Origin of the sequence: Actinoplanes sp. NPDC051470 (assembly GCF_040682035.1) — a bacterium.
Lineage (GTDB): Bacteria > Actinomycetota > Actinomycetes > Mycobacteriales > Micromonosporaceae > Actinoplanes.
This window is the reverse complement of the sequence record NZ_JBFBAA010000055.1, coordinates 1-19,429: the sequence shown is the minus strand read 5'-3', so window position 1 is coordinate 19,429 and position 19,429 is coordinate 1. Positions and strand designations below refer to the sequence as shown.

Here is a 19,429-nt window from a genome sequence, read left to right as displayed (position 1 = left end):
CATGACCACGTTCAAACTGGGATACGCGATCGACCAGTGGAAACCGCAGTTCGACGACTTCGTCCGGCGCCGCGACCACGAGCGCGCGCTGAAGACGATCGCGATCGCCGGCTTCAGCGGTGTCCAACTGACCGCCGGCACCGGTCGCTGGCAGCCGCTCGGCAACCCTCAGCAACTTGAGGCCAACTTCGGCTCGGTCGACGGCTTCGGAGAGTTCGTCCGCTCGTGCGCACTGGAGGCCGTGGCCGCGTACGTCGTCGACCCCGGCCAAGGCTTCCACGAAGACCTCAGCCACGGCGCCGACGCCCGCAGCCCGGCCAACCGGGACGCGGTAGTGGCGACGTGCGGCTGGTTCGCCCAGGCGGTCGCGCGGACCGGGGGTGACATCCTGGTCTGCCGCCCCGCACCCTCGGGCGCCGCCGGGAAAGCGGACGATGCGGCGATCAAGGCGCTGGCCGAGTGCTGGAACACCGTCGGCCGGGCCACCGCCGAACTGGGGGTGACGACAACGCTGCGGTTCGACTTCCTGTCCTGCCTGAGGCTGGCAGACGGCTGGGACCGGCTGCTGGCCGCGCTCGATCCGGCCCTGGTCGGTCTCGCCCTGGACACCGGCGAACTGGCCGCGGCCGGGCGGGATCCGCTGGCCGAGATCGAGCGCAGCCCGCTGCCGCTGCGGCACGTGATCCTGTCGAACGCCCGGGCAACCGACGAACTCGACGAATTCACCCGCCCCGGAGCGGAATTCACGGTGCGGCAGTCCGGCGGGCAGCGCGGCATCCCGCGCTGGTTCGGTGAACTCGAGGAGCCCGGCCTGGTTGATCCGGCGGCGGTGCTCGCCGCGCTCGGCCGGCTCGGCTACGGCGGCTGGGTAGTGGTCAACACCGCGCCCAGCCCACACCCGGCCACCAGCGCGCTGCTCAGCGGCTATCACCTCCACCAGATCCTGCTGCCCGCCCTGGCCGGGAGTGCGTCGTGACCAGACTGCCCGGCGACGTCGACGTCGTGATCGTCGGCAGCGGCCCCATCGGAGCCGCCTACGCCCGGATCCTCAGCGAGCGGGCGCCCGGCGCCCGGGTGATCATGCTCGAGGTGGGCCCGGTCGTGTCCGATCCGCCCGGGGCGCACGTCAAGAACATCGTCGATCCGGACGCGCGGGCGATGGCGCAGCTCCGGTCCGAGGGACCGGGCGCCGGTGCTGCCACCCTGACCAGCCCGGGCGCCGTGCGGTCGGGCGAGCGCCGGGCCCGGCCGGGCACCTTCCTGCTGCCGGACGGCTATGCGTTCCCCGGCGAGGACGGCATCCCGATGGCCGCGATGTCGAGCAACGTCGGCGGGATGGGTGCGCATTGGACCTGCGCTTGCCCGCGGCCGGGAGGCAGCGAGCGGATCGGCTTCCTGGACGATCTCGACGAGCTGCTGGACGAGGCGGACCGGCTGCTCGGGGTGACTACGCACGCGTTCGACGACGCGCCGCTCGCCGATGTCGTCCGCGAGCGCCTGGCCGCCGCGGTCGGCGCACGGACCCCGGCGACCCGGGTGCAACCGATGCCGCTGGCCGTGCACCGGCTTGCGGACGGCACCCTGGTGTGGTCGGGCTCCGACGTGGTGATGGGCGACGTCACCCGGGCAAACCCTTGTTTCAGCCTGCACGACGAGTGCCTGGCCACCCGGGTGCTGGTAGCGGACGGCCAGGTCAGCGGGGTGCAGGTACGCGATCTGCGGACCGGGGCGAGCACGGTGATCCACAGCAGCCACGTCGTGGTCGCCGCCGACGCCCTGCGTACGCCGCAACTGCTCTGGCACTCGGGGATCCGCCCGGAGGCGCTCGGGCGCTATCTGAACGACCAGCCGCAGGTGATCTTCGCGGCCCGGATCCGCGGCGCCGTGCCGGGCGCGACCCGACAGAGCCGGGACGGCGCCATCAGCCGGCACAGCGGGGTCAGCTGGGTGCCATTCACCGAAGACCTGCCCTTCCACGGCCAGGTGATGCAGCTCGACGCGTCCCCGGTCCCGCTGGCCGACGACGACCCGGTGGTGCCCGGGTCGGTCGTCGGGGTCGGCCTGTTCTGCGCCAAGGGGATACGTGCCGACGACCGGGTCGAGTTCTCCGACAGCGAACTGGATGCGTACGGGATGCCCGCCATCCAGATCCACTACGTCCTGACCGAACACGACCGCGAGATGCTCGACCGGGCCCGGCGCGAGATCGTCCGGCTGTGCGAGGCCATCGGTGAGCCCCTCGGAGACGCCCCGATCACCCTGCCGCTCGGCGCGTCCCTGCACTACCAGGGGACGACCCGGATGGGGACGGTGGACGACGGCACCTCGGTCTGCGGCCCGGACAGCGAGGTCTGGTCGGTGCGCGGTCTGTACGTGGCCGGCAACGGCGTTATCCCGACGTCCACGGCGGCCAATCCGACGCTGACCTCGGTGGCGCTCGCCGTCCGCGGGGCCCGCCGGATCGCCGCGAAGCTCACCGCCCCACAGTTGGTAAGGTGGTCGCGATGATCGCCGACCGGATCATCGAACAAGGAACCCTGACGACCGACGGCTTCCGGGCCTGGATCGAAGTCCGCCTGCCCTGGTACCGGGCCCTCCCGGGATCGTGCGTCGGGGAGGTGGCCTTCGCGGTAGACGGCGTCCAGGCCGACCCCGAGTCGCTGCGCTGGACCATGAACGGCCGCACCTGTGCCATCCCCGACCTGCTCGACGAGGTGGACCAATGGTGGTTCCCGGCCGATTCGGCGGTCGTCGCGGGTGACCTCCCGGTTGAGCCCAGCGACGCCGAGCACCGCGTGGACATCGAACTCAAGCTCTACATCCCGTACATCGTCACCGCACACGGCGTACTGCGAATCGAGGAGCGCGACTCGAAAACCATGAAGGCGAGGCAACGATGACACCCGGCCGGCCCATCCAGGGAGTCACCCTTTACAGCTTCACCCGCGCCTTCCACGCCCGCGAGTACGACCTGGAAGGACTGATCCGCAAGGTCGCCGCCGAGGGCTTCGGGCCCGGCCTGGAGATCATCGGATTCTCCAGCTTCCGCGGCTTTCCCGCGCTGGACGACGCGTTCGTCGGCTGGTTCCGCGACCTGGTGGCCGAGGTCGGCCTGGTGCCGACCTCCCTGGCGATCAACGGTGACTGGGCGCTGCGGCCCGACCGGCTGATGTCGCAGGACGAGCTGATCGCCTATATGACCCGCCAGATCGAGGCCGCGTCCCGGCTAGGCTTCCCGATCGCCCGGGTGCAGATCTCGCTCACCCCCGACTCCATGCAGGCCCTGCTGCCGGTCGCCGAGCGGTACCGCGTCACGCTCGCCCTTGAGGTGCACGCCCACCAGCACGGCCGGCACGAATTGATCCTCGCGCTGCGTGACCGCTACGACAAGCTCGGCTCGCCCTTGCTCGGGTTCACCGCCGACTGGGGAGCCACCGTCAGCCGCTTCGCGCCGTCCCTGCTGGAGGCGTACCGCCGCCGCGGAGCGACCGAGGAACTGCTGCGGGCCGTGTGCGCGCTGTGGGACCAGACCTACCAGGAAGGCCCGCCGCTGACCGAGGCCGCACACGGCAAGCGGTTCGGCGCCTTCATCGAACTGGCCCACCGCCACGGCCGGCCCGACCTCGGCATCGACTTCGCGATCAACGGAACCGGACTGTTCGGCCCGGCACCGATCGACACCTGGCGCGAGATCGCTCCGTGGATCCGCCACTGCCACGGCAAGTTCTTCGGTATCGACGCCGCCGGCGAGGAGCCGTCAGTCCCGGTACGCGACCTGATCGCGCTCCTAGTCGACGTCGGATACCACGGCGCTATCTCCAGCGAGTACGAGGGCTGGCACTGGAACCACTGGGACAGCCCGTTCGACATCATCGCGGCCGAGCAGGCCGTCCAGCGCTCGGCCGCGCAGCACGCCGGATCACGCATGATCGTCGACCCGGCGCAGGCGCGCGACGCCCTGCACCGCCATCTCGCCCAGCCCGTCTCGAAGTAAAGGACCGACCATGACCACCACCACAACCGCGGGCGCCGGCATCGCCGGCACCCGGATGAAGCTCGGCATCACTCTCTACTCGCTGACCTCCGAATGGGCGGCCGGGCGCTACACCTTCGAGAGCCTCCTGCAGGAGGTCGCGGACTCCGGGCTCGGCCCGGGCGTCGAGTTCAACGCCGCGCAGATGCTGCGCAGCTACCCCAACGTGGACGACGACTTCGTCCGGATGTGGCGCGACCGCCTCGACCGGCTCGGCCTGGAACCCAGCGCCATGGGCACCAACCTCGACATGGGCCGGCGCCGGGACCGGGACATGACCCCGGACGAAGAGTACGACTTCGTGGCACTGCAGCTGCGTACGGCGTACCTACTCGGGTTTCGCACCGTCGTGATCCGCAGCGCCGGCCGGGAACTGCTGCAGCGGCTGCTTCCGCTGGCCGAGAAGTACGACCAGCGGCTGGCCTACGAACTGCACGCCCCGGCCGGGCCGAACGACGACAAGATCATGGGAATCCGCGAACTGTACGCCGACCTGGGCTCCGACCGGCTGGGCTTCACCGCCGACTTCAGCGCCACCATGCACAGCCTGTCCCCGACGCTGCACCGCACGTTGCGGCAGATGGGGCTGCCGGACGAGCATTTCGCGGTGATGGAGCAGACCTGGCGCAAGCCCGTGCCGATGCACGAACGCAACCAGGAGTTCGAGGACTACCTGCGCGCCCACGACTTCGACCCGGCGCGGCTCGGCCCGTTCACCCGGCTGGCCTTCAACATGCACGGCCTGGTCGCGCCGGAGGAGTGGACGGACATCATGCCGCTGATCTTCCACGTGCACACGAAGTTCTACGACATCGACGACAACGGCGACGAACCCGCGATGGACATCCCGCGGATCATCCGGCAGTTCGTCGACGGCGGCTACACCGGCTACCTGTCCAGCGAATGGGAGGGGCACGCCTTCGCCGACCTGGGCGAGTCGGACCCGGTCACACTCGTCAAGGCCCAACACAAGCTCATCCGCCGCACCATCGAATCGATTGCCTGAGGACGCGCCGTGGCCACGCACAACTCGTTGTTCGCCGAGACCGACGTCCGCCGGCACCCGGACGGCATCGCCGTCTCGATCCAACTGCCCTGGTACCGCAGCCTCTGGCTGTCGGCCGTGGACAGCCTCACCGTCAAGGTGGACGGCCAGGAGATCCCCTCCGACCGGCTGCGGTTCGAGCTTCAGAGCCGCAGCTACCGGGTCGAGGAACTGCCGGACCAGTGGGAGACGCTCTGGTTCGTCGGTGACCGGCCGGACGTGATCATCCAGCTCGACCCGGCCCCCGCGCCGGGAGTCAAGGCAAGGATCGAGGTTGTACTGACCCTTCGGCTGCTCTACATGCAGATTGCCCCGCAGCGCTACGTCAGCAACCGGGTTCCGATCGAACGCGAGATCGTGCTCGCCTGAGTCACCTCCCGTCTGCTACTCACACGACGGTCAGGCCGCGAGGCCGCCCTCGATGAGGGCGGCCCGGGCCAGCGCCAGATGACGTCGCGTCGTCGTGGTCGCGTCCTGGTCGTGCAGCCACTCGTGCCCGCCCCACTCGCTGGTCAGGGTGCCGCTGAAGCCCGTTCCGGCGAGCAGCCGTCCGAGATCGCGGATCGGCCCGGTAACGCGCCCGCCGTCGTCGTCCAGGTCCCAGAACTTGAGGTGGAAACCGCCGACCAGGTCGAGGACGTCGCGCAGTTCCTCGGCCCCGGACCGCCCGAAGCGGATCAGCAGATTCAGGTAGAGCGGGTGGATTCGGGGCGGGACGCCGCCCGACTGCAGCAGGCCGATGACGGCATCCGGCGTCTCCGGCGCGAGCCACTCTCTGGTCAGCCGCGCCACCAGCTCGGCGGGGACGCCGCCGCGGCGCAGCCGCTCGAGGTAACTGACCGGCAGTGCGGGCATCAGCATGCTGATGTCCACCAGCGCCCGGATGCGCGGATCGGCGAGATCTGAGATGGTCTCCAGGGCCTGCGCGGTCGCGGGGTCAGCCGGGCTCTGCGGGCCCTGAAGTTCCTCGAAAAGCGTCAGGTTCAGTTCGTGCAGGACCGGTTGCAGCCGCTCCAGCAGCGGCCGGCCGGCCTGCCCGATCGGCAGCCGGATCCCGAGTGCGCCGACGCGACGAGCCGCGAGCAGTTGCGGGACCAGGAAGGCCAGCCGCTCGGCCGGCGTACGCCGCCGTAGCGGCAGCGCGAACTCGTCGATGCTGGCACCGACGATGCTGACCCGGCCGTTCGCGGCGGTCAGCTCCTCCCGCAACGCGTCGACCTCCTCATCGGCCGGCGCCGGGAACGAGCGCCACACCTGACCTGCTTCGAGCTCGATGACCGCGCAGACCCCGTCCGCGCAGATGCCGGTGACGATCTGGTGGGCGGCCCGGTCGGCGCGCAGGACGTCCGGCGTCCAGTTGAAGGAACTCGCACCGAGGATCGGGCCGGCGGAACGGTCGGTCATGCTGGTTGTCCGTTCTGCCGGAAGATGAAAGACTTACGTTTAAAACAGACTAAAGGCAGGTGAGAGCGCATGCAACTGGCGCTTCGGGATGATGCTCTGAGCTCCACGGAGCGGGGCTTCGAACTACGGGTCGGGCTGCCATGGATCCGGTCCCTGCCGCTGGCGGGCCTCAGTGAGCTGACGGTTGTGGTGGACGGCCAGACTCTCGAGGACGGCGAGCTGGGCGTGGCGCTCGGGGAGCGGCACGTCACTCCCGGGTCTTTGGCCGAAGATCGGGACACCTGGTGGTACCTGCAGGACCGCCTCGTGGTGGCGGGTCCGCGGCGGCTCGCGCCGGGCCGGCATGCCGTGTCCGTCGACTTCCGGATCGTGGTGCCCTACCTGCCCGGTGGGCCGGATGCCCCGCTCGTGCTGCCCACGCACCTGGAGGCCGTCCTGGATCTCGACCATCCCGTGGTCCTGAGTGCGGCCCGCGACGTCAGTTGACGCGCGGCTCAAAAGTGCCGGTCGGGCCCGCCCGAGGCGGTGCTTGTGGGCGGAGCGGGCGAACCGCGTCGACGGTCGGCCGGCCGAGGCCGAACCACCGCGCGAAGGTCGCGTCGAAGAGTTGTTCGCGGACTATCTCGGCGCCGCCACGCAAGGGCTCACGGATGTCGCCCACCGATCGCACGATGCTGAGGTCGATGGTGGCCAGCGGGTTGGAGCGCGCGTACACGCGCTGCCGCACCTCGGCCAGAAAGATCTCCCCGGCGCCGGCCGCTATCGCGCCGCCGATCACGATCACGCTCGGGTTGAACATGTTCACCAGCGAAGCGATGGCCTGCCCCACGACCAGTGCCGACTTGCGGACCAGGGAGACGGCCAGGGCATCGCCTTCCTCGGCGGCCAGCGAGATCAGCTCGGGTGTCATGGTCTCACCAGCTGAGGTTCGCTGGACCAGGTAGCCGGTGGCTCCGGCGGCGATGGCCGCCCCGGCGTCGCGCACCAGGGCCCAGCCCCCGGCCACCGCCTCCAGGCAGCCGACCTTTCCGCAGCGGCAGACCTGGTCCGCGTCCGGCACCCGCTCATGGCCGATGTCGCCGGCGGCTCCCTTGGCGCCGCGGTGGATCCGACCCTGGGAGAGCAGGCCCGCGCCGATCCCGGATCCCACCTTGATGTAGATCAGGTCGGGGTGCTCGTCCCGGCGGCGGGCACGTTCGGTGAGGGTCAGCAGGTTGACGTCGTTGTCGACCCAGGCGGGCGCGTCATAGTGCTGCTCTAAGGGGCGGCGGACGTCGAATCCGTTCCAGCCGGGCATCATCGGTGGCGCTACCGGGCTGCCGGTGGCGAAGTTGACCGGGCCGGGGACGCCGATGCCAACGCCCCAGACCGGCGTGTCACCGGCCTTGGCCAGCAGTTTGTCGATCATCGACATGGCCGTTTCCAGTGTTTCGGCCGGGCCTCGGACGATGTCCCAGTCGCAGTGTGCGTCGTCGAGCACGTCGCCGGTCAAGGTGAACGTGCCCACGTGGATGTGCAGGGCTCCGAGCGCGCAGACGATGATCAGGCCCTGGTCGCCACGGAACCGGAGCGTACGCGGTGCGCGGCCCCCGGTGGGGTTGGCGAGGTCGCCGTCTTCCAGGTAGCCCAGGTCCATGGCCTGGTCGACCCGTTGGGTGACCACCCCGCGGCCGAGCCCGGTGACCTGGCCGATCTGCGACCGGGTGGTCGCCTCACCGAGGCGGACGAGGTTGACGATCCTCAGCAGGCTGATCATCTCGTCGGTCTTCGCGCCGAATCTGAGCGCCGATTGTCGTGCCATGCCCGAGTTTTGCACACCTGGCCACAGACTTGCGTCCCGATGGCTGTGACATCTGCAATCAAATGACAATCATAAGTTAGATTCGGACAAAAGTACCCGGTGAATCGCAGGCGAGCACTTCCGTCCGAGTCGGGCTAGCTTTTGTCAAAGTCGGGCGGAAGCGATAGATTGACGGACGCTGAGATCGCAAGCTGATCTCCTCCCTTCGCGAGGCCGCGCCCCGCGGGATGCGGTCGTCGGCTGAAATCGAAGGAGAATCGGTGTTCAATAACCCCGTCATCGCGATCGTCGGCAGCGGCCCGATCGGTGCCACCTACGCCCGAATCCTGCTGGAACGATTGCCGGACGCGTCGGTGGTGATGTTCGAGGCGGGTCCGCAGCTCACTGAGCGCCCCGGCGAGTGTGTGCGCAACATCACCGACCCGCAGCAGAAGGCGCGGGCCCGAGAGATGTCGCAGGGTCCGCAGTCCGGTGCCCATCGGGAGAACCTGGGGCTGCCTACCGGAGCGGTGGCCGAGGGGATGTTCACCGCCCGGCAGGGCACGTACCTGCTCGACTTCGGCGCTCCCGATTCGGCGCACGCGCCGAGCTTCGCGGCCGGCGCGGCCTCCACCAACGTCGGGGGAATGGGCGCGCACTGGACCTGCGCGATCCCGCGTCCCTTCGGGTCGGAGAGGGTCGCCTTCATCCCCGACGACGAATGGGACAACCTCATCGGGGTCGCCGAGCGGCTCCTGCACGCGCAGGACGCGGCCTTCGCCGATTCGTCGGTCGGCAACGCGATTCGCTCGCTGCTGGACGAGGAGTTCGGCCTCGAATTGCCCGTGGGCCGTGGAGTCGGCACGCTTCCGGTCGCGGGTGACCCTCAGCCCGACGGCACGATGCGATGGGCCGGAGTGGACGCCGTCCTAGGTCCCTTGATCGAGCAGGGCTCGCCGCTTGCCGAGCGTTTCGAACTACGCGATCTGAGCCTGGTCCGGAGGGTCGTGCACGAGGAAGAGGTCGCCGCCGGGGTCGTGGTGCAGGACCTGCGCACCCGGGAGACGTACCGCTTCCCGGCCGATCTCGTGGTGGTGGCGGCGGACGCGTTCCGGACTCCCCAACTCCTGTGGGCGTCGGGCATCCGGCCGCCCGCGCTCGGCCACTATCTGACCGAGCATCCCGTGGTGATCTCGACCATCGCGCTGAACGCTGCGAAGATGCGCCGCTTCACCACCGAGGACGACTTGGACCGCGAGCTGGCGCGCCGGGCGCTCAATCCGGCCGACCCGGTGGCCGCCGTCAATCGGATCCCCTTCTCCGAGCCGTCCCATCCGTACTCGGCGCAGGTCATGTACGCCGAGAATCCACCGTTCCAGCTGGACCCGAGCGATCCGCAGGCCGGCAACCGCTGGGGCTACGTGATGATGGGCTACGGCCTGCGCAAGCGGCCGTGCTTCGACGACGGCGTGACCTTCGACGACGGCGAGTTCGACTATCGCGGCTTCCCCAACATGACGATCCACTACGAACTCGGCCCGGCGGAACGCGCTGAGATCGAGCAAGCCATGATTCAGCTGAGGCGGGCAGGGACCGCACTGGGCACCTTCGTCGCCCAGCCGCGGTTGCTGCCCAACGGATCGAGCCTGCACTACCAGGGCACGACCCGGATCGGCCATTCCGACGACGGAACGTCGGTCGCCGATCCGTGGTGCCGGGTCTGGGGCTACCGCGGCCTGGTCGTCGGCGGAAACGGCGTCATCCCGACCGCCACGACCATGAATCCGACCCTGATGAGCGTCGCGCTCGCCGTTCGTGGTGCTCGCCGAGCGGCCACCGATCTGGCCGACGCGCAACGGTGAACCATGGGGTGATCGGCAGATTCCGGTCCAGATTTGACCGGGACACCGGTCGACGGCCACCCACTCACATATGCGCAACGGATGGCGACCATCAAAGAATCGCTCTTCCCTGACCGCCGGTCGCTCTTGAACAGTGGTGAGAATCGCAGCCGCCGAACAAGGGAGAAATCCGGCATGTCAGCAGTCCGTAATGTGCTGGTCGTGGGCGCCGGCGCGGCCGGCGCCGCGACAGCGATTCTCCTCGCCGAGGGCGGCGTCTCGGTCGACCTGATCGACATCAAACCCGACGCGAGTGCGGTCGGCTCAGGTATCACCCTGCAGGGCAACGCCTTGCGGGTGCTGCGCCGGCTGGGCGTCTGGGACCAGGTACGTCGGCACGGGTACGCGTTCGACAGCCTTGGCCTGCGCGCACCGGACCCATACGGTTCGCTGATCGCCGAGCTCGACGACGTCCGCACCGGGGGTCCGGATCTGCCCGCCACCCTCGGGATGCACCGGCCCGACCTGGCCCGGATCCTGCTCGCCCGCGCGGCGGCGGCCGGCGCGAAGGTCCGCTTCGAGACCACCTACACCGCCCTGGAACAGGACGCGGACGGTGTCGCGGTCACCTTCGCCGACTCCTCCACCAGCCGCTACGACCTGGTCGTCGGCGCCGACGGCATCCGGTCGTGGACCCGCCATATGCTGGGCATCAACCTGGAGACCACGAGCACGGGAATGGGTATCTGGCGGGCGTTCACCGCCCGCCCGGCGAGCGTCACCCGTACGGACCTGTACTACGGCGGCCCGTGCTACATCGCCGGCTACTGCCCGACCGGCGAGGACTCGCTGTACGCCTACCTCGTCGAGGACGCCCAGGACCGCAGCACCCTCACCCCGGCGGAATCGCTGGCTGTCATGCGCGGGTTGTCCGAGGCCTACCACGGTCCCTGGGACGACATCCGCGAGCACCTCACCGACGTCTCGACGATCAACTACACCTGGTTCGAGAGTCACATCCTGCCCGCACCGTGGCACCGCGGCCGCGTCGTGCTGATCGGCGACGCGGCACATGCCTGCCCGCCCACGCTGGCCCAGGGCGCCGCCCAGGCGCTGGAGGACGCCGTCGTCCTGACCGAGCTGCTGCTGGCCGCCGACACGCTCACCGACGAGGTGTGGCAGACATTCACCGATCGCCGCTACGAGCGCGCCAAGACCGTCGTCGAAGGATCCCTGCAGCTGGCGCACTGGCTGCTCGACCACGAGCGCGGCGACGTCCCCGGCCTGATGGGCCGCATGTCCCACCTGCTGGCCGACCCGGCCTGAGGAGCACACGATGAACGAACGACTGATCACCCACCTGCGCCACGTCGACCTGGCCGTCCCGGACTACGACAAACAGCTCGACTTCTACACCACCATGTGGGGACTCACCACCGAGACCACCGACGACGGTCTAGCCTTCCTGGCCGCGGCCGGCTCACCCGAGCAGTATTCGGTGCGGCTCCGCAAGGCCGACGAGAAGCGTTTGGACCTGATCGCCTTCGGCGCCGCGAACCCGGCCGACGTCGACGCGATCGCCGAACGCCTCGGCCGCGACGGGGTCCGGCTGGTCACCGAGCCCGGCAAGATGCAGACCCCCGGCGGCGGCTACGGCTTCCGGTTCTTCGACAACGACGGCCGCACGGTCGAGGTGTCCTGCGACGTCGCGGTCCGCGCACACCGCAAGGTCGAGGCCGGCGAGTCAGTGCCGGTCAAGCTCTCACACATCGTGATCAACTCGCCGAACCCGGAGGCCACGGTCGCCTTCTACCAGCGGCACCTGGACTTCGGGCTGTCCGACACCCTGCACTCACCGCACATGGGCGAGGTGATGTGGTTCCTGCGCACCAACCGCTACCACCACAGCCTGGCGATCTCCCGCGGCCCCTTCGTCTCGCTGCACCACGCGTCATTCGAAATGCGCGGCATCGACGAATATATGCGCGGCACCGGCCGACTACTGCGCGCCGGCGTCGAGAAGGTGTGGGGCCCCGGCCGGCACATGGCCGGAAACAACACCTTCAGCTACTTCCTCGACCCGCACGGCAACACCATCGAATACACCACCGAGCTCGAACAGCTCGACGAGGACACCTGGCACCCACACCTGTACGACTTCTCCGACCCGATGGTCACCGACCAGTGGGGCACGGCCAACCCGATGAGCGAATTCGTCGCCAAGAAGTCCTTCAACGACCCCGACCGCGGCGTCTTCGTCGCCCCGCCGGTCTGAGCCAACCATGAAGATCGCCACCTTCTCGTACGCGGGTGAAGAGCGCGCCGGGCTCGTGGAGGAGGGGGTGGTCCGCCCGTTCACCGACCCGGCCCTCGACGTCCGAGCCGTGGCCGAGATCGGCCTCGACGCGGTGCCCAGGAGCGCGCTCGGCACCGGCGTACCCCTCGAAAGCGTGCGCTTACGCGCACCGCTGAAACCCGCCTCGATCCGTGACTTCGTCGCATTCGAGGAGCACGTCCAAGGCGTACGTCGCAGCATCGACGGCGTCGGCGTCCCCGACGCCTGGTACGACGCCCCCACCTTCTACTTCACCAACCCGCACACGATCTTCGGCCCTGACGACGACGTGCCGTTCCCGGCCGCGTCGACAGCCCGCGACTTCGAGCTCGAGGTCGCCGCCGTTCTCGGCGCCGACGGAAAGATCTTCGGATACACGATCTTCAACGACTGGTCGGCCCGTGACCTGCAGCGCCGCGAGATGCAGGTCAACCTCGGCCCGGCCAAGGGCAAGGACTTCGCCGGCACACTAGGCCCGTGGCTGGTCACCGCGGACGAGCTGGAACCGCACCGCGACAGCGAGGGCTTCCTCGACCTGTGGTGCACCGCGAGCGTCAACGGCGTGGAGATCGGCCGGGACCTGCTGTCGAACATGGGCTGGACGTTCGAGAGCCTGATCTCGTACGCGTCACGCGACAGCCGCCTCGTCGCCGGAGACGTGCTTGGCTCCGGCACCGTCGGTAACGGCGGCTGCCTCGCCGAACTGTGGGGCCGCAACGGCAAGCAGGATCCGCCACCGCTGCGTGACGGTGACGTCGTCACGCTGACCGTGCAAGGCATCGGCAGCCTCACCAACCGGGTCACCTCGGCGGTGCCCGCACCGGCCCTGCCGCCCGTTCGCCGACGCGACCACGGCAAGGCCAGGCTGCACGTATCGGACCACGACTGAAGGACACAGCCATGTTCGAGTACTTCCCGGGCAATTACGTGTGGAACCTGAGCGTCGTCGCGACGTTGAACAGCGGCGGACTCATCAACGAGGTCGACCGTGCGTGCCGCCCGATCCGCGACCTGGCGGCACGGGGCTCCGACGTCGGCACCGCCGAGTTCATGGCGTCCTGGACGGCGGTAGCCGACGACCTGACCGTACGGGCCGTGGCCGACGAGAAGGGCGGCCACCGTCGCGCTGCCGGGCAGAAATACCAGCGAGCGGCCAACTACCTCGCTCAGGCCGAGCGGATGCAGAGCGCCCACGCGCCCGGCCGCAACACCGTCTACCAGCGGTGCCTGGAACTGCAGCAGAAGGTGTTCGACCTGATCGACCCGGCGACCACCCGAGTCGCGGTGCCGTTCGAAGGTTCGACGCTGCCCGCCTACTACACCGACGCGTCGGCCGGCGACCATCGGACGCCCTGCATCGTCATGTGGAACGGTCTGGACTCCACCAAGGAGCACATGTACGCCTCGAACTTCGCCCAGGAACTCGCGACCCGGGGCATCTCCACGCTGATGGTCGACTGCCCGGGAAGTGGCGAAGCGCTGCGCCTGCAGGGTCTGACAGCGCGCGTCGAAACCGAGGACTGGGCAGCAGCCTGCGTCGACTACCTCGCCGCACGCGACGACGTCGACAACACCCAGATCGGACTTGTCGGCTGGTCGCTGGGCGGCTACTACGCCCCCCGCGCCGCCGCGTTCGAGAAGCGCCTGGCGCTGTGCGTCGCATGGGGCGCCAACCACAACTGGGGGGCCGTGCAGAGACGCCGCATCGAGCGCGAAGGCGAGAATCCGGTGCCGCACTACTGGGACCACGTGTTGTGGGTATGGGGCGAGAGCGACATCGACACCTTCATCAGCAAGGCCGACGCGGTCCACCTCGACGGCGTTGTCGAACAGATCACCGTGCCGTTTCTCATCGCGCACGGGGAGAACGACCGGCAGATCCCGGCGGCGTACGCGCATCGCTCGTACGAGCAGGCGGTCAACAGCCCGAAGCGGGAGCTACGGATCTTCACCGCGGCCGAGGGCGGCGCCGAGCACATCGGCCTCGACCACCTCTCGCACGTGAGCGTCTTCATCGCCGACTGGATCGCCGACACGTTCCGGGAGATGTCGTGACGGGCCTGGACCGGACCGACCCGGATGCCGCGATCGCCGACGCGGCGAAGCGGTGCTCCAACTGGGGGCGGTGGGGTGCCGACGACGTACGCGGCACGATGAATTTCCTGACGCCCGACAAGCGCAGGCAAGGCGCGGCGCTCGTGCGTCGCGGGGTGTCGTTCTCGCTGTCCCAGTCGTTCGACATGAACGGACCGCAAAAAGGCTGGCGCCGGCGCAACAACCCGGTACACACCATGCTGGACACCGGAACCGACGCGGCCGCCGGCATCCAAGGCTTCCCGCACGGCCTCGGCGGCGCCGACGACATGATCACCATGCCGCTGCAGTGCTCCACCCAATGGGACGGGCTCGGCCACATTTTCGACCACGGCATGGCCTACAACGGCCGGCCCGCCGGCGATGTGGTGACCAGCCTCGGCGACGCGGTCACCGGCATCGAAACCGTCGCCGGCGTCATCGCCGGCCGGGCGGTCCTGCTGGATGTCGGCCGGGCAATCGGCGACGGCGAACTGCCCGACGCTTTCGCCATCACCACCGAACACCTGCAGGCGACCGTCGAACGGCAAGGCACGTCGTCGGCCGTCGGCCGCGGCGACATCGTGCTCGTCCGCACCGGCCAACTGGCCCGCGCCCGCCGCGACGGGTGGGGTGACTACGCCGGCGGTCCCGCTCCGGGCCTGTCGTTCGCCACCGCGGGCTGGCTGCACCACACCGAGATCGCGGCCATCGCCACCGATACCTGGGGCTTCGAGGTACGGCCCAACGAGTTCGACGAGGCATTCCAGCCGTTGCACCAGGTCGCCATCCCGCACATCGGCCTGTTCCTCGGTGAGATGTGGGACCTGGACGCCCTCGCCGCCGACTGCGCCGCCGACGAAACCTACGAATTCTGGCTCACCGCCGCCCCGCTGCCGATCACCGGCGCAGTAGGTTCGCCGGTCAACCCGATCGCGGTCAAGTGATCGGCCGGAACGTCGTGGCGGCGACCCGGGCTCGTCGTAGGCCGCCGCAGTAGCGCCTGATGATGGACCGCCCTGGACCACGGGCGCGGGCACCCTGACCGTTGACCAGCAGGTGGGTCGTGCCGGCTGCGGTTTACCCCGGGGCCGCCGAATACCGCAGCGGGCCGCCAGGGCCGGAGCTTCACCGTGGGGCCGCGTCTCGGTACGCGTTGGGTCCGCGTTTCGGCAGCGCAAGAGTGGGCAGCTCACACCCGAGAAAAGACACAGTACCCGACAGTGATGCATGACACACTGCGCGGAGCGGCTACCACCCACGCGAGACAGCCCACCTGGCAAGGCAGGAGCGGCGCCGGTCAAACGTAAGTAGCCGTCCGCCAACATCTACCGGACCGCCTGACACGGCCATCATGACGTGCGAGCCAGGTGCGCCGAACGTGTGCAGGCGGGAGACGATATCGGTGCGGGTCCGGCCGAAGGGTACGAGCAGAGCCGCGGTGATCGAGCTGCCCACCTAGAAGATTGCCATGGGGTTGACCGGTAGGCCGGTCGCGTCCGGCTACGGGGATCGTGCCCAGGACGAATAGGAAGCTGTAGCCGGACAACTCGCGGCAGGCACGGGCCAGCTCGTCGACCTCGGCGCGATCGATCAACGGCATGCCGAGCCGGCCCAGCGCGACCGTGTGCATGGACGCCGGGCGGCGTACGGGTCGGGCCGGTGCGGCGTCGGGCCGCGGGGGCACAGGCGGACGATCGCAGATATCGCCCGCATAAAGGGACACTTCGCGGTTCGCCATCCAATTAATGGCGTCGAGCGTCATCGTGGGCAGCGAGCTGGCGGCTCCGCGGAGATCGTCCAGCCGCCGCGGACGACGAGGGCGTCGCCGGACTCGACGCGTACGCCGCCTCGCTGTTCGGCCTCTTCCAGGTCGGCGGCGGTAACCTGGCGCCGGGCGTCGAGGGCGCCTTCTGGTGCGAGGTCGAGCAGTACACCGCGGGTGGTCACGCCGGTCGTGAACGGCGTCGACGAGCCGCGGCGAACGGTCCCGCCGGAGATCGCCTCGTCGACCGGCGCGCCCGGATAGACCCGGCCGTCGATGTTGACGTGGCCCAGCGCGTCGATGTGGGTGGAATCGACGGTGTCGTAGCATCCCGGTTGGCCGGTTGGCCGGTTGGCCGGTAGCGGCAGGGGCCGGGTGGTCGCGTCGCGGACCAGCAGGGGGGTGGGGTGCCGGTGTACCTGGCCTTGGGCTGGGTCGCCGTGATCTATCTGCCCGAGTTCTGGCGCTCCGGCGGCACAACGGTCGTCACCCTTACTCCTCGGCGGCGTGCCCTACACCGTCGACACGGTCCTTTCTCGATGGGAAAGGACCGTGGAAGCGGCGGGATCAGGCAGCTTCCGCTTGCCGTGGGCGCTGGTGGTTCGGGTTCTGCTGGAGGGCTTCCTGGAGTTGGTCCTCGAGAATGATGATGCGGCAGGCGGCTTCCAGAGCGACACCCTGACCGACCATCTCGCGGGCCCGCGCGGCGAGGCGCAACTGGTGACGCGAGTAGCGGCGGTGTCCGCCGGCGGAGCGGTACGCGATGAACAGGTTCGCTTTTTCGAGGCGGCGCAGGAAATCTTGGGAGGCGCCGGTGATCTCCGCGGCGCGGCCCATCGTGTAGGCGGGGTAGTGCTCGTCGTCGAGCATGTCATCGGGTTGGGCCATGCATACACCTCTCCATGACGAGGGCCCCGGCGCGGAAGCGCCGGGGCCCAGGGTTACGGGTTGAACACACCATCTACCGACATGTACATCGGCCTGCCTTGTCCGCACCTGCCACCCATCGTGGCTTGCGGTGCGAGGATCGCATAAGCGTGACCGGAGACCACCTCACGTTCGATGGAACTGCGGTGTCCACCACACAGAACGAGAACTCCGTCCTGCTGGCGGGCGATCCAACGGTGCTCGGCCCTCCCTTTCCTCTGCTTCCAAATCCCATGATGCTGTCCTACCAAAACGCCGGTGGCGGAGCCCCACGCAAACTTCACGGCCCCACACACGTACGGCGGATCTTCCTGCACCAAGCCGGGCCCGAACCTGCATCAGCCCTGCCTGCGTCTGCCCTGACCTGGAGTTACGCCAAGGTCTTGCCTTACACGTGCCGTACTGAGGTGCATGCGGTGATACTGGGCCACCGCCGTGCCGAGCGAGCCACGAACTTCCGGGCCCTGCTTAACGCTCGGACACTCAATCGTCTGTGTCTTCACAGATCACTGCTGTCAACGAGAGAAACCGTACCCACCCGCCGCGAGAATGTCTAGTCGGTTCAGCCTAGATTTTCTCGGCGGCACCGCGAGGCAGCGACCTGCATCGACGGCGATATCATCGCCCCTTGACAGTGGCCTGGGGCGATGGCAGGGCAGGAGGTCGTGCCGGGCTTCGGTGGGTGCGCGGTCGTTTACGCAGCCCGCGCTAGGAGGCATGCCGTAACCGTCCCTCTGCTGTCCTTAATCCGGACTACCGCCGAGTGAGCCAAGTGCCGTCACTCCGCGTGACCCTGTCGCGCCGGGTCAGCATCCGGATTTGCCGATGACAGTGCGTCACAGCGGCATCTCAAGCCTCACGATCGCGCGGTCTGCTCACGTGGACTGCCTACACCACCAACGGCCTCGGCGCGTCGATCACCTGAACTGCGGCCGGCCGATGCGATCGGCCCGCCGCCTATGCGGCGTTCTGAAGGAAGTCGCCGTAGAAGAAGCACAGGCCAATTCCGGCACATAGCAACGCGATGATCCAGAACCGCGTGACGACGGTGACTTCGCTCCAACCGGCGAGTTCGAAGTGGTGATGGATCGGTGACAGCCGGAAGATTCTCTTTCCGGTCGTACGAAATGAGATGACCTGGAGGACCACCGACATGGTGTCCATCACGTACAAGAAGCCGATGATGGGCAGTAACAGGATGGTGTGGGTCGCCATCGCCAGGCCGACCAGCAGACCGCCGAGGCCCAGCGAGCCGGCATCACCCATGAAGATCCGCGCCGGCGAGGTGTTCGACCATAGAAAACCGAGGCAGGCCCCGGCCACTCCCGCAGCTATGATCGCGACTTCGAGCGGATCGCGGACGGCATAGCAATAGGCGTTGGGATCGGCCGCATAGCCGCCCGTGTCACCGCACCAATGTTTGTACTGCCAATAGCCGATGACGGCGTATGCGCCGAATACCAGAACCGACGTGCCGGTCGCCAGTCCATCCATGCCGTCGGTGATGTTGACCGCATTGCTCATGAAGAGCACCATGAGCACAAATACGACGACGGCGCCGACTTTGGTGATGTTCAGCCAAGAGATGTCCTTGACGAACGAAATATTGGTGGAGCCGACGGTCTCCCCGTTGGTCGAGGGGAAATACATCGCAATGAGCCCGAAGGTGGTGCCGCCCAGAAGCTGGCCGAAAAGCTTTCCCTTCGCGCTCAGCCCAGCGGTGCTTCTGACCACCACCTTGAGGTAGTCGTCGATGAATCCGACTGCCCCGCAGGAGAAGAAGATGCCCAGCAGGACAAGCGCCGTGATGGTCGGGCTGACCTGACCGATCTGCGCCGACGGCAGAGTGCGCAAGGCTATGTGCCCTGCCACGTACGCAACGGGCGCGGCCACGATGAACCCCAATCCGCCCATTGTCGGAGTTCCGCGCTTGGTCTGATTGGAGGCGAGACCCAACTCGTCCCTGATGGGTTGAGCTACTTTGAGGCGGGTCATCATCTTGATGATGAGGGGGGTTCCGAACAAGGTGAGCACGAAGCCCACCACTGAGGCGACGATCACCGCCTTCACGAACAAGCCCCGTTCCGTTGCCGAATCCAACGACCGGCAGAGTAGCTCACGAATACTCTTCTGCCGCTCCGGGTGTGCTGGTGTTCATCGCTGCTGGTGGCACACGGTGAGGTATGGCTGCCTTTCCTGCTTCCGCGCCCTGTGCCGTCGCTTCCG

At 68.4% G+C, this 19,429-nt stretch carries 18 protein-coding genes; 13 read left to right on the top strand and 5 right to left on the bottom strand.

The window, feature by feature from the left end; translation table 11 throughout:
• Position 1: 1 nt before the first annotated feature.
• Genes AB0M54_RS46105 through AB0M54_RS46080 form a run of 6 tightly spaced genes read left to right on the top strand, consistent with a single transcriptional unit; the run spans position 2 to position 5,447 of the window.
• Positions 2 to 976 carry a TIM barrel protein gene (locus AB0M54_RS46105; protein WP_364479386.1) on the top strand — a complete coding sequence of 325 codons (975 nt, stop codon included), beginning with the start codon at positions 2 to 4 and terminating at the stop codon, positions 974 to 976.
• On the top strand, positions 973 to 2,508 hold the full coding sequence (locus AB0M54_RS46100) for a GMC oxidoreductase (protein WP_364333749.1): 1,536 nt from the start codon (positions 973 to 975) through the stop codon (positions 2,506 to 2,508). The genes AB0M54_RS46105 and AB0M54_RS46100 overlap by 4 nt, the downstream gene beginning before the upstream one ends.
• Positions 2,505 to 2,900, top strand: coding sequence for a DUF6379 domain-containing protein (locus tag AB0M54_RS46095; protein WP_364333752.1), 396 nt, complete (start codon positions 2,505 to 2,507; stop codon positions 2,898 to 2,900). Before AB0M54_RS46100 ends, AB0M54_RS46095 begins: the two co-directional genes overlap by 4 nt.
• On the top strand, positions 2,897 to 3,994 hold the full coding sequence (locus AB0M54_RS46090) for a sugar phosphate isomerase/epimerase (RefSeq protein ID WP_364479383.1): 1,098 nt from the start codon (positions 2,897 to 2,899) through the stop codon (positions 3,992 to 3,994). Before AB0M54_RS46095 ends, AB0M54_RS46090 begins: the two co-directional genes overlap by 4 nt.
• Before the next feature lie 10 nt (positions 3,995 to 4,004).
• Positions 4,005 to 5,039, top strand: a complete 1,035-nt coding sequence (locus tag AB0M54_RS46085) for a hypothetical protein (RefSeq protein ID WP_364479380.1) — start codon at positions 4,005 to 4,007, stop codon at positions 5,037 to 5,039.
• A 9-nt stretch (positions 5,040 to 5,048) separates the two neighbouring features.
• Positions 5,049 to 5,447, top strand: coding sequence for a DUF6379 domain-containing protein (locus tag AB0M54_RS46080; RefSeq protein ID WP_364333759.1), 399 nt, complete (start codon positions 5,049 to 5,051; stop codon positions 5,445 to 5,447).
• A gap of 30 nt (positions 5,448 to 5,477) precedes the next feature.
• Here the strand turns inward: AB0M54_RS46080 and AB0M54_RS46075 are convergent, their stop codons facing one another.
• Complete coding sequence (locus tag AB0M54_RS46075) at positions 5,478 to 6,482, bottom strand: hypothetical protein (protein WP_364333762.1); 1,005 nt, start codon at positions 6,480 to 6,482, stop codon at positions 5,478 to 5,480.
• Between the two features lie 69 nt (positions 6,483 to 6,551).
• Here AB0M54_RS46075 and AB0M54_RS46070 point away from each other — a divergent pair, with 69 nt between their 5' ends.
• The gene (locus AB0M54_RS46070; RefSeq protein ID WP_364333765.1) at positions 6,552 to 6,968 is read left to right on the top strand and encodes a DUF6379 domain-containing protein; all 417 of its coding nucleotides are present in this window, start codon (positions 6,552 to 6,554) and stop codon (positions 6,966 to 6,968) included.
• Here AB0M54_RS46070 and AB0M54_RS46065 read toward each other — a convergent pair.
• On the bottom strand, positions 6,961 to 8,283 hold the full coding sequence (locus AB0M54_RS46065; protein ID WP_364479377.1) for an ROK family protein: 1,323 nt from the start codon (positions 8,281 to 8,283) through the stop codon (positions 6,961 to 6,963). The genes AB0M54_RS46070 and AB0M54_RS46065 overlap by 8 nt on opposite strands.
• Positions 8,284 to 8,543: 260 nt before the next feature.
• Between AB0M54_RS46065 and AB0M54_RS46060 the strand changes: the two genes are divergently transcribed.
• The 6 genes from AB0M54_RS46060 to AB0M54_RS46035 all read left to right on the top strand — a co-directional run bounded on the left by AB0M54_RS46060 (position 8,544) and on the right by AB0M54_RS46035 (position 15,458).
• Positions 8,544 to 10,124: a GMC oxidoreductase gene (locus AB0M54_RS46060; RefSeq protein WP_364333770.1), complete on the top strand. Its 1,581-nt coding sequence runs from the start codon at positions 8,544 to 8,546 to the stop codon at positions 10,122 to 10,124.
• 174 nt (positions 10,125 to 10,298) lie between these two features.
• Positions 10,299 to 11,429 carry an FAD-dependent monooxygenase gene (locus AB0M54_RS46055; protein ID WP_364333773.1) on the top strand — a complete coding sequence of 377 codons (1,131 nt, stop codon included), beginning with the start codon at positions 10,299 to 10,301 and terminating at the stop codon, positions 11,427 to 11,429.
• Between the two features lie 10 nt (positions 11,430 to 11,439).
• Entirely contained in the window at positions 11,440 to 12,378 is a 939-nt protein-coding gene (locus AB0M54_RS46050) for a VOC family protein (RefSeq protein WP_364479374.1), read from the top strand.
• Between the two features lie 7 nt (positions 12,379 to 12,385).
• Complete coding sequence (locus AB0M54_RS46045; RefSeq protein ID WP_364333779.1) at positions 12,386 to 13,327, top strand: fumarylacetoacetate hydrolase family protein; 942 nt, start codon at positions 12,386 to 12,388, stop codon at positions 13,325 to 13,327.
• An 11-nt stretch (positions 13,328 to 13,338) separates the two neighbouring features.
• Positions 13,339 to 14,493 (top strand): alpha/beta fold hydrolase, encoded by a 1,155-nt coding sequence (locus AB0M54_RS46040; RefSeq protein WP_364479371.1) that lies wholly within the window; start codon positions 13,339 to 13,341, stop codon positions 14,491 to 14,493.
• A complete protein-coding gene (locus AB0M54_RS46035) occupies positions 14,490 to 15,458 on the top strand; it encodes a cyclase family protein (protein ID WP_364479368.1) in 969 nt (322 codons plus the stop codon). Before AB0M54_RS46040 ends, AB0M54_RS46035 begins: the two co-directional genes overlap by 4 nt.
• Before the next feature lie 814 nt (positions 15,459 to 16,272).
• On the opposite strand, the gene AB0M54_RS46030 is transcribed toward AB0M54_RS46035, so the two are convergent.
• The 3 genes from AB0M54_RS46030 to mraY form a co-directional block, all read right to left on the bottom strand.
• The gene (locus AB0M54_RS46030) at positions 16,273 to 16,578 is read right to left on the bottom strand and encodes a cyclase family protein (protein ID WP_364479401.1); all 306 of its coding nucleotides are present in this window, start codon (positions 16,576 to 16,578) and stop codon (positions 16,273 to 16,275) included.
• A 265-nt stretch (positions 16,579 to 16,843) separates the two neighbouring features.
• The gene (locus tag AB0M54_RS46025) at positions 16,844 to 17,164 is read right to left on the bottom strand and encodes a MerR family transcriptional regulator (RefSeq protein ID WP_364479366.1); all 321 of its coding nucleotides are present in this window, start codon (positions 17,162 to 17,164) and stop codon (positions 16,844 to 16,846) included.
• 996 nt (positions 17,165 to 18,160) lie between these two features.
• A complete protein-coding gene (gene mraY / locus AB0M54_RS46020; RefSeq protein WP_364479363.1) occupies positions 18,161 to 19,273 on the bottom strand; it encodes a phospho-N-acetylmuramoyl-pentapeptide-transferase in 1,113 nt (370 codons plus the stop codon).
• Positions 19,274 to 19,429: the final 156 nt, after the last annotated feature.

Coding starts and splice junctions, on each gene's coding strand:
- AB0M54_RS46105 (WP_364479386.1), top strand. CDS start 2: ATGACCACGTTCAAACTGGGATACGCGATCGACCAGTGGAAACCGCAG.
- AB0M54_RS46025 (WP_364479366.1), bottom strand. CDS start 17,164: ATGGCCCAACCCGATGACATGCTCGACGACGAGCACTACCCCGCCTAC.
- AB0M54_RS46090 (WP_364479383.1), top strand. CDS start 2,897: ATGACACCCGGCCGGCCCATCCAGGGAGTCACCCTTTACAGCTTCACC.
- AB0M54_RS46040 (WP_364479371.1), top strand. CDS start 13,339: ATGTTCGAGTACTTCCCGGGCAATTACGTGTGGAACCTGAGCGTCGTC.
- AB0M54_RS46095 (WP_364333752.1), top strand. CDS start 2,505: ATGATCGCCGACCGGATCATCGAACAAGGAACCCTGACGACCGACGGC.
- AB0M54_RS46065 (WP_364479377.1), bottom strand. CDS start 8,283: ATGGCACGACAATCGGCGCTCAGATTCGGCGCGAAGACCGACGAGATG.
- AB0M54_RS46085 (WP_364479380.1), top strand. CDS start 4,005: ATGACCACCACCACAACCGCGGGCGCCGGCATCGCCGGCACCCGGATG.
- AB0M54_RS46055 (WP_364333773.1), top strand. CDS start 10,299: ATGTCAGCAGTCCGTAATGTGCTGGTCGTGGGCGCCGGCGCGGCCGGC.
- AB0M54_RS46070 (WP_364333765.1), top strand. CDS start 6,552: ATGCAACTGGCGCTTCGGGATGATGCTCTGAGCTCCACGGAGCGGGGC.
- AB0M54_RS46045 (WP_364333779.1), top strand. CDS start 12,386: ATGAAGATCGCCACCTTCTCGTACGCGGGTGAAGAGCGCGCCGGGCTC.
- AB0M54_RS46075 (WP_364333762.1), bottom strand. CDS start 6,482: ATGACCGACCGTTCCGCCGGCCCGATCCTCGGTGCGAGTTCCTTCAAC.
- AB0M54_RS46050 (WP_364479374.1), top strand. CDS start 11,440: ATGAACGAACGACTGATCACCCACCTGCGCCACGTCGACCTGGCCGTC.